Source organism: Streptomyces sp. NPDC037100 (assembly GCF_055606225.1).
In genome coordinates this window covers 71027-79373 of record NZ_JBVJSX010000021.1, presented here as the reverse complement: position 1 = coordinate 79373, position 8347 = coordinate 71027, and the positions used below count along the sequence as shown (strand labels likewise).

Here is an 8347-nt window from a genome sequence, read left to right as displayed (position 1 = left end):
CGGCGTGTGAGTTTTTCCCCCCCCCCATTGTGGTCTCCACACCCCTGCTCGAACCTGTGGGACACAAAAACGCGGTGGTTCCTTGTACTCACCCGCCCTGGCCCACACCCGTCAGTGCAGGGACGAGATCAGGGCAGCTGCGCCGCCCGCGCCTCGCGGCGGTTGTCCCGGAAGTTGTTCACCCGCCGAGCTGTAGCGAACAGCGGAATCACCGCCCCCATGACCAGCTGGAGCGCACAGCCCGTCTGGAGCAGCAGCTGGCCGCTCGGCGCGTCGAAGGCCCAGGCGGCCATCATGCCCATGCCCAGCACGATCCACGACAGCATCGCCACGGCGAGCCGGCCCCGCGGCTTCGGGTACTCCACGCGGCTCACCATCAGCCACGCCGTCCCCAGGATCGCCAGCAGGGTCGCCACGAAGGGCAGCTCCAGCAACACGATGGACACGACGGTCAGCGCGCCGAACGGTGACGGCATGCCCTGGAAGGTGCCGTCCTTGACCGTGACGCACGAGAACCGGGCAAGCCGTAGCACCACCGCCAGCAGCACCACGATCGCCCCGACCGCCGCGACCCGCTGGTACGCGCCCTCCGCCACCATGCCGTAGACGAGGACGAAGTACGCCGGTGCCAGGCCGAAGCTGATCAGGTCGGACAGGTTGTCCAGCTCGGCGCCCATGGGGGAGGAGCGCAGCTTGCGCGCCACCAGGCCGTCGAACAGGTCGAAGACCGCCGCGCACAGCATCAGGATGACGGCGGTGGCCGCGCTGTTGCGCGCCATGCCGGACTCCTGGCTGCCCATGAGGTCCGGGATCAGGATGCCGGTGGTGGTGAAGTACACCGCCATGAAGCCGCACGTGGCGTTGCCGAGCGTCAGGGTGTCCGCTATCGACAGGCGAAGAGAGAGGGGCATCTCCTCTTCCTCGTCGACCCCGTCGGACTCCGGGACCCAGCCGGCCTTGGTGTCAGGATCAATCACGGTCAATGCGAGTCACCCCCGCCACGGTCTTCTGACCGACCTCGACCGCGACCTCCACGCCCTCGGGCAGGTAGAGGTCGACCCGCGAGCCGAAGCGGATCAGGCCGATCCGCTCGCCCTGCTCGACCTTCGTGCCCTCGGGCAGGTAGGGGACGATGCGACGGGCGACCGCGCCGGCGATCTGGATCATCTCGATGTCGCCGAGCTCGGTGTCGAAGTGCCAGACGACACGCTCGTTGTTCTCGCTCTCCTTGTTGAAGGCGGGAACGAAGCCACCGGGGATGTGCTCGACCGACGTCACGGTGCCGGCCAGCGGCGCGCGGTTGACGTGGACGTTGAGCGGGCTCATGAAGATCGCGACGCGGGTGCGGCCGTCCTTCCACGGCATGATGCTCTGCACCACACCGTCGGCGGGTGAGATGACCCGGCCCTGGGTGATCTCGCGCTCGGGGTCGCGGAAGAACCACAGCATCCCCGCCGCGAGCGCGGTGGCGGGAACGGCGACGGCCTTGGCGGCGCCGGAGCGCCGGGCCCGCGCCAGGCTGAGGGCTGCGGTGGCGACGGTCGGAAGGAGCCACGGCGATGCTCCGCGCGCGAGGCGTACGCCGGCCCGGCTGTCGCGAGGTGCAGAGGTTTGGCTGTGGGGCATGGATGACCTTCGTAGCGGATGATGCCGCACTCTGACGGGGGACGGCGGCTTTCCGGCGATCGTAGCGGCTCGGGGCCGTAACTGGGTAAGCCAGGCAGCCGAGTCGGCGGCAGAAGAGTGCTGACGGGGTGTGATCTTCTTCTCCAAGAAAACACCCCGTATCCGGACATCTAGCCCTGGAATCGATACTCTTCGAGCAGCCGCCTGCCGATGATCATTTTCTGGATCTCGGCGGTACCTTCACCGATGAGCAGCATCGGAGCCTCACGGTAGAGGCGCTCGATCTCGTACTCCTTGGAGAAGCCGTAGCCGCCGTGGATCCGGAAGGCGTCTTCGACGACCTCCTTGCAGTACTCGGAGGCGAGGTACTTCGCCATCCCGGCCTCAAGGTCGTTTCGCTCACCGGAGTCCTTTTTGCGTGCAGCGTTCACCATCATCGCATGCGCGGCCTCGACCTTGGTAGCCATCTCGGCCAGCTTGAACTGGATCGCCTGGTGCTGGGCGATCGGCTTGCCGAAGGTGTGGCGCTGCTGCGCGTACCGGACGCCCAGCTCGAACGCACGCTGAGCGACGCCGCAGCCACGCGCCGCCACGTTCACACGGCCGACCTCGACCCCGTCCATCATCTGGTAGAAACCACGGCCGGTGACCCCGCCGAGCACACGATTCGCAGGAATCCGCAGGCCATCCATGATGAGCTCGGTGGTGTCGACCCCCTTGTAACCCATCTTGTCGATCTTGCCGGGGATGGTGAGGCCGGGGCGCACCTCGCCGAAACCGGGCTCCTTCTCGACCAGGAAGGTCGTCATCGACTTGTGCGGCGCGGTGCCCTCGGCGTGACCTTCGTCACTTCTGACCAGGACGGCCACCAGAGACGACGTTCCGCCGTTCGTCAGCCACATCTTCTGGCCGTTGAGGACGTACTCCTCGCCGTCCCTGACCGCCTTCGACGTGATCGCCGACACGTCCGAGCCCAAGCCCGGCTCCGACATCGAGAAGGCGCCCCGGATGTCGCCGGCGGCCATCCTCGGCAGGAAGTGGTCCTTCTGCTCCTGCGTGCCGTGCTGCTTGAGCATGTACGCCACGATGAAGTGGGTGTTGATGATGCCGGACACCGACATCCACCCGCGGGCGATCTCCTCCACGCACAGGGCGTAGGTCAGGAGCGACTCACCCAGACCCCCGTACTCCTCGGGGATCATCAGGCCGAACAGGCCCAACTCCTTCAGACCGTCCACGATCTGCTGGGGGTACTCGTCGCGGTGCTCCAGCTCCGTGGCGACCGGAAGGATCTCCTTGTCCACGAAGTCCCGGACGGTGGACAGGATCTCCTGCTGGACGTCCGTCAGACCGGCCGTCTGGGCGAGTCGCGCCATGGCTACTTCTCCTGCTCCTTGAGCTCGGGGCGGCCGGGCTGTTCGCCGCCGCGCTCCTTGATGTAGGTCTCGGTCGGCACCATCACCTTGCGGCGGAACACGCAGACCAGCGTGCCGTCCTGCTTGTAGCCCTTGGTCTCGACGTGCACGATCCCGCGGTCGTTCTTCGACTTCGACGGCCACTTGTCGAGGACGGTCGTCTGGCCGTAGATCGTGTCGCCGTGGAAGGTCGGCGCCACGTGCTTCAGCGACTCGATCTCCAGGTTGGCGATGGCCTTGCCGGAGATGTCCGGCACGGACATGCCGAGCAGCAGCGAGTAGATGTAGTTCCCCACGACGACGTTCTTGCCGAAGTCGGTCGTCTTCTCCGCATAGTTCGTGTCCATGTGGAGCGGGTGGTGGTTCATGGTGAGGAGACAGAACAGGTGGTCGTCGTACTCCGTGACCGTCTTCCCGGGCCAGTGCTTGTACGTCGCCCCGACCTCGAACTCCTCGTAGGTGCGCCCGAACTGCATGCTCACGCCTCCGGAATCTCGAACTTGCTGGTGCGCTGCATGCCGGCGGCACGGCCCTTGCCGGAGATGACGAGCGCCATCTTGCGGCTGGCCTCGTCGATCATCTCGTCCCCGAGCATCGCCGAGCCCTTCTTGCCGCCCGCCTCGGACGTGTAGTAGTCGTACGCGTCCAGGATCAGCTCGGCGTGGTCGTAGTCCTCCTGCGACGGCGAGAAGATCTCGTTGGACGCCTCGACCTGGCCCGGGTGCAGCACCCACTTGCCGTCGAAACCGAGGGCCGCGGCGCGCTGGGCCACCTCGCGGTAGCCGTCGATGTTGCGGATCTGCAGGTAGGGGCCGTCGATCGCCTGGAGGTTGTTGGCGCGGGCGGCCATCAGGATCTTCATCAGGATGTAGTGGTAGGCGTCCGCCGGGTAGCCGGGCGGCTGCTCGCCCACGACCAGCGACTTCATGTTGATCGACGCCATGAAGTCGGCCGGGCCGAAGATGATCGTCTCGACGCGCTGGGAGGCCGTCGCGATCTCGTTGACGTTGTTCAGGCCCTGGGCGTTCTCGATCTGCGCCTCGATGCCGATCTTGCCGACCTCGAAGCCCATCGTCTTCTCGATCTGTGTCAGCAGCAGGTCGAGCGCGACGACCTGCTGGGCCGTCTGCACCTTGGGCAGCATGATGCAGTCGAGGTTCTGGCCGGCACCCTCGACGACCGTGACGACATCGCGGTACGTCCACTCGGTCGTCCAGTCGTTGACGCGCACGACCCGGGTCTTGCCCGTCCAGTCGCCCTCGTTGAGGAACTTGACGATGGTGTGCCGCGCCTCGGGCTTGGCGAGCGGGGCGCACGCGTCCTCCAGGTCGAGGAAGACCTGGTCGGCGGGGAGGCCCTGGGCCTTCTCCAGGAAGCGCGGGTTCGAGCCCGGTACCGCCAGGCAGGAACGCCGGGGGCGAAGGCGGTTGACCTGCGGAGCAGGGCTGGTCATGCGGGGACCTCCAGGGGGTCGAGCTTGTTCGCTTTCCGGATCTCGTCGACGATGCGGCCGATGATTCCGGTGATGTCGAAGTCCTTCGGGGTGAAGACCGCGGCCACTCCGGCTTCCCTGAGCTGCTGGGCGTCACCATTCGGGATGATGCCACCGGCGATCACGGGTATATCTGTGGCACCGGCCACACGCAGCCGTTCGAGGACGTCCGGCACCAGCTGGGCGTGCGAGCCGGACAGGATGGACAGGCCGACCGCGTGCACGTCCTCGGCGAGGGCCGCGTCCACGATCTGCTCCGGCGTCAGCCGGATGCCCTGGTAGACCACCTCGAAGCCGGCGTCCCGCGCCCGCACGGCGATCTGCTCCGCGCCGTTGGAGTGCCCGTCCAGGCCCGGCTTGCCGACCAGGAAGCGCAGCTTGCCGACGCCCAGGTCCTTGGCCGTGAGGTCCACCTTGCGGCGGACCAGGTCGAGCGCGCTGCCCTCCTCGACGGGCACGGCCACCGGCGCCGACGAGACGCCCGTGGGTGCCCGGAACTCGCCGAACACCTCGCGCAGGGCCCCGGCCCACTCGCCGGTCGTCGCCCCGGCGCGGGCGCACTCCAGGGTGGCCTCCATGAGGTTCTCGTCGCCGCGCGCGGCCTCCTTCAGCCGCTCCAGGGCCTTGCAGGGCCGCGGGTGGTTGAAGGGCGGCTGGTAGCGGCTGTCGCGCCACTGCTCCAGCCCGGCGATGACCCGGGCCTCGACCGCCGGGTCCACCGTCTGGATCGCGGTGTCCAGGTCGGCGGTCAGCGGGTTCGGCTCGGTGCCCTCGAAGGCGTTGACACCGATGATCTTCTCCTGGCCGGACTCGATCCGGCCCCGGCGCTCGGCGTGCGAGGCGACCAGCTGCGACTTGAGGTAGCCGGACTCGACGGCCGCCATCGCGCCGCCCATCTCCTGGATGCGGTCGATCTCGGCGGACGCCTCCTCGACCAGCTGCTCCACCTTCGCCTCGATCACCTTCGAGCCCTCGAAGATGTCCTCGTACTCCAGCAGGTCGCTCTCGTACGCCAGCACCTGCTGGATGCGCAGCGACCACTGCTGGTCCCAGGGGCGGGGCAGGCCGAGTGCCTCGTTCCAGGCGGGGAGCTGCACGGCACGCGCGCGGGCGTCCTTGGAGAGGGTGACGGCCAGCATCTCCAGGACGATCCGCTGGACGTTGTTCTCCGGCTGCGCCTCCGTCAGGCCCAGGGAGTTGACCTGGACGCCGTAGCGGAAGCGGCGCTGCTTGGGGTTCTCGATGCCGTAGCGCTCGCGGGTGATGCGGTCCCAGATGCGGCCGAACGCCCGCATCTTGCACATCTCCTCGATGAAGCGGACGCCCGCGTTCACGAAGAACGAGATGCGCGCCACGACATCGCCCATGCGCTCCTGCGGCACCTGGCCGGAGTCGCGCACGGCGTCGAGGACGGCGATCGCGGTGGACATCGCGTACGCGATCTCCTGGACCGGCGTGGCGCCCGCCTCCTGCAGGTGGTAGCTGCAGATGTTGATCGGGTTCCACTTCGGGATGTGGGAGACCGTGTACGCGATCATGTCCGTCGTCAGGCGCAGGCTCGGCCCCGGCGGGAAGACGTGCGTCCCGCGGGAGAGGTACTCCTTGACGATGTCGTTCTGGGTCGTGCCCTGGAGCTTGGTGATGTCCGCGCCCTGCTCCTCGGCGACGACCTGGTAGAGCGCCAGCAGCCACATGGCGGTGGCGTTGATCGTCATCGAGGTGTTCATCTGCTCCAGGGGGATGTCCTGGAACAGCCGGCGCATGTCACCGACGTGCGCGATCGGCACGCCGACCCGGCCGACCTCGCCGCGGGCGAGGACGTGGTCGGAGTCGTAGCCGGTCTGCGTCGGCAGGTCGAACGCCACCGACAGACCTGTCTGGCCCTTGGCGAGGTTGCGCCGGTACAGCTCGTTGGACGCCTCGGCCGTGGAGTGACCGGCGTACGTGCGCATGAGCCACGGCCGGTCCTTTTCCTTTTGTGCCTGCGTCTGAGGGCGCTCGATGTCGGAGCCGACGTTCCTCAGCCCGCGGTCGCTTCGCTCCCTCGTCTTCGTCTCTTTCGGCTCCGACGCGCCCTCAGACGCAGGCACGGGCTCCCGCTTCGCTTCGGCGGGCTGACGCTCAGTCATCTATGACCCCGGGTGTCTCAGATGTTGCGGAAGCGGTTGATGGCGTCGATGTGCTGGGCGCGCTTGTCCTGGTCGCGCACGCCCAGGCCCTCCTCGGGGGACATGCACAGCACGCCGACCTTGCCCTGGTGGAGGTTGCGGTGCACGTCGAACGCGGCCTGGCCGGTGTCCTCCAGGGAGTACACCTTCGACAGGGTCGGGTGGATCTTGCCCTTCGCGATGAGCCGGTTGGCCTCCCAGGCCTCGCGGTAGTTGGCGAAGTGCGAGCCGATGATCCGCTTCAGCGACATCCACAGGTAGCGGTTGTCGTACTCGTGCATGTAACCCGAGGTCGAGGCGCAGGTGGTGATGGTGCCGCCCTTGCGCGTGACGAAGACGGACGCGCCGAAGGTCTCGCGGCCGGGGTGCTCGAAGACGATGTCGATGTCCTCGCCGCCGGTGAGTTCGCGGATGCGCTTGCCGAAGCGCTTCCACTCCTTGGGGTCCTGGGTGTTCTCGTCCTTCCAGAACTTGTAGCCCTCGGCGTTGCGGTCGATGATCGCCTCGGCGCCCATCGAGCGGCAGATGTCCGCCTTCTGGTCGCTGGAGACGACACAGATCGGGTTGGCGCCGCCGGCCAGCGCGAACTGGGTGGCGTAGGAGCCGAGTCCGCCGCTCGCGCCCCAGATGAGGACGTTGTCGCCCTGCTTCATGCCGGCGCCGTTGCGGGAGACCAGCTGCCGGTAGGCGGTGGAGTTGACCAGACCGGGAGCGGCGGCCTCCTCCCACGACAGGTGGTCGGGCTTCGGCATCAGCTGGTTGGACTTGACCAGCGCGATCTCGGCGAGGCCGCCGAAGTTGGTCTCGAAGCCCCAGATGCGCTGCTCGGGGTCGAGCATCGTGTCGTTGTGGCCGTCGCTGGACTCCAGCTCGACGGACAGGCAGTGCGCGACGACCTCGTCACCGGGCCGCCAGGCGTTGACGCCCGGGCCGGTGCGCAGCACGACACCCGCGAGGTCGGAGCCGATGATGTGGTACGGCAGGTCGTGGCGCTTGGCCAGCTCGTTGGTGCGGCCGTAGCGCTCCAGGAAGCCGAAGGTGGACAGCGGCTCGAAGATCGAGGTCCACACCGAGTTGTAGTTGACCGACGAGGCCATGACGGCCACCAGGGCCTCGCCCGGGCCGAGCTCGGGCAGCGGCACCTCGTCCAGGTGGATCGACTTGCGGGGGTCCTTGTCGCGGGTCTCGAGCCCGGCGAACATCTCCGTCTCGTCCTTGTGCACGGTGATCGCGCGGTACGACTCGGGGAGCGGGAGGGCGGCGAAGTCCTCCGACGTGGAGTCGGGCGACTGGATCGCGGCCAGGATGTCCTTAACGGTCACGGTGTTGCCTCCGGCGGTGAGCGCCCTGAGGGAGGGGCGCCGATGGGTTCGTCGGTGCTGCTGAGGGTTGAGGGTGTGCCGTCGGTTCGGCGGTGGTGCTGATCGGCAGCGCTGGGTGGCGCGGGAGGTTGCCTGTGACGCAGGCGCCGGGCTGGCAGGCGGGTCAGCTTGCTGGGACGTCGCCCGGACCCCTTCAACGTATGACACCGCGTGTCACCCCGCAAGGCACTGAGTGCCAGAACTTGGCCTCAGATGAAATCTTTACGTAACAAATGAGCGATGATCGATCGAACGGGCTCGGCGAGGGCCTGCAAAACGGCCCCT

Annotated in this window: 7 protein-coding genes; all 7 read right to left on the bottom strand. The window is 67.6% G+C overall.

Features of this window, described 5'->3' with window-relative positions:
* Positions 1-128: 128 nt before the first annotated feature.
* The 7 genes from pssA to ccrA all read right to left on the bottom strand — a co-directional run bounded on the left by pssA (position 129) and on the right by ccrA (position 8023).
* The gene (pssA, locus tag ACZ7EG_RS38930; RefSeq protein WP_053671175.1) at positions 129-911 is read right to left on the bottom strand and encodes a CDP-diacylglycerol--serine O-phosphatidyltransferase; all 783 of its coding nucleotides are present in this window, start codon (positions 909-911) and stop codon (positions 129-131) included.
* A gap of 58 nt (positions 912-969) precedes the next feature.
* A complete protein-coding gene (locus ACZ7EG_RS38925; protein ID WP_053671161.1) occupies positions 970-1626 on the bottom strand; it encodes a phosphatidylserine decarboxylase in 657 nt (218 codons plus the stop codon).
* A 170-nt stretch (positions 1627-1796) separates the two neighbouring features.
* Positions 1797-3002, bottom strand: a complete 1206-nt coding sequence (locus ACZ7EG_RS38920; RefSeq protein WP_471089401.1) for an acyl-CoA dehydrogenase family protein — start codon at positions 3000-3002, stop codon at positions 1797-1799.
* Positions 3003-3004: 2 nt separating this feature from the next.
* Positions 3005-3517 (bottom strand): MaoC family dehydratase, encoded by a 513-nt coding sequence (locus ACZ7EG_RS38915; protein WP_016431745.1) that lies wholly within the window; start codon positions 3515-3517, stop codon positions 3005-3007.
* 2 nt (positions 3518-3519) lie between these two features.
* Positions 3520-4494, bottom strand: coding sequence for an HpcH/HpaI aldolase/citrate lyase family protein (locus tag ACZ7EG_RS38910; RefSeq protein ID WP_398664184.1), 975 nt, complete (start codon positions 4492-4494; stop codon positions 3520-3522).
* A complete protein-coding gene (locus ACZ7EG_RS38905; protein WP_471089412.1) occupies positions 4491-6536 on the bottom strand; it encodes a protein meaA in 2046 nt (681 codons plus the stop codon). The genes ACZ7EG_RS38910 and ACZ7EG_RS38905 overlap by 4 nt, the downstream gene beginning before the upstream one ends.
* A gap of 143 nt (positions 6537-6679) precedes the next feature.
* The gene (gene ccrA / locus ACZ7EG_RS38900) at positions 6680-8023 is read right to left on the bottom strand and encodes a crotonyl-CoA carboxylase/reductase (protein ID WP_471089398.1); all 1344 of its coding nucleotides are present in this window, start codon (positions 8021-8023) and stop codon (positions 6680-6682) included.
* Positions 8024-8347 lie beyond the last annotated feature (324 nt).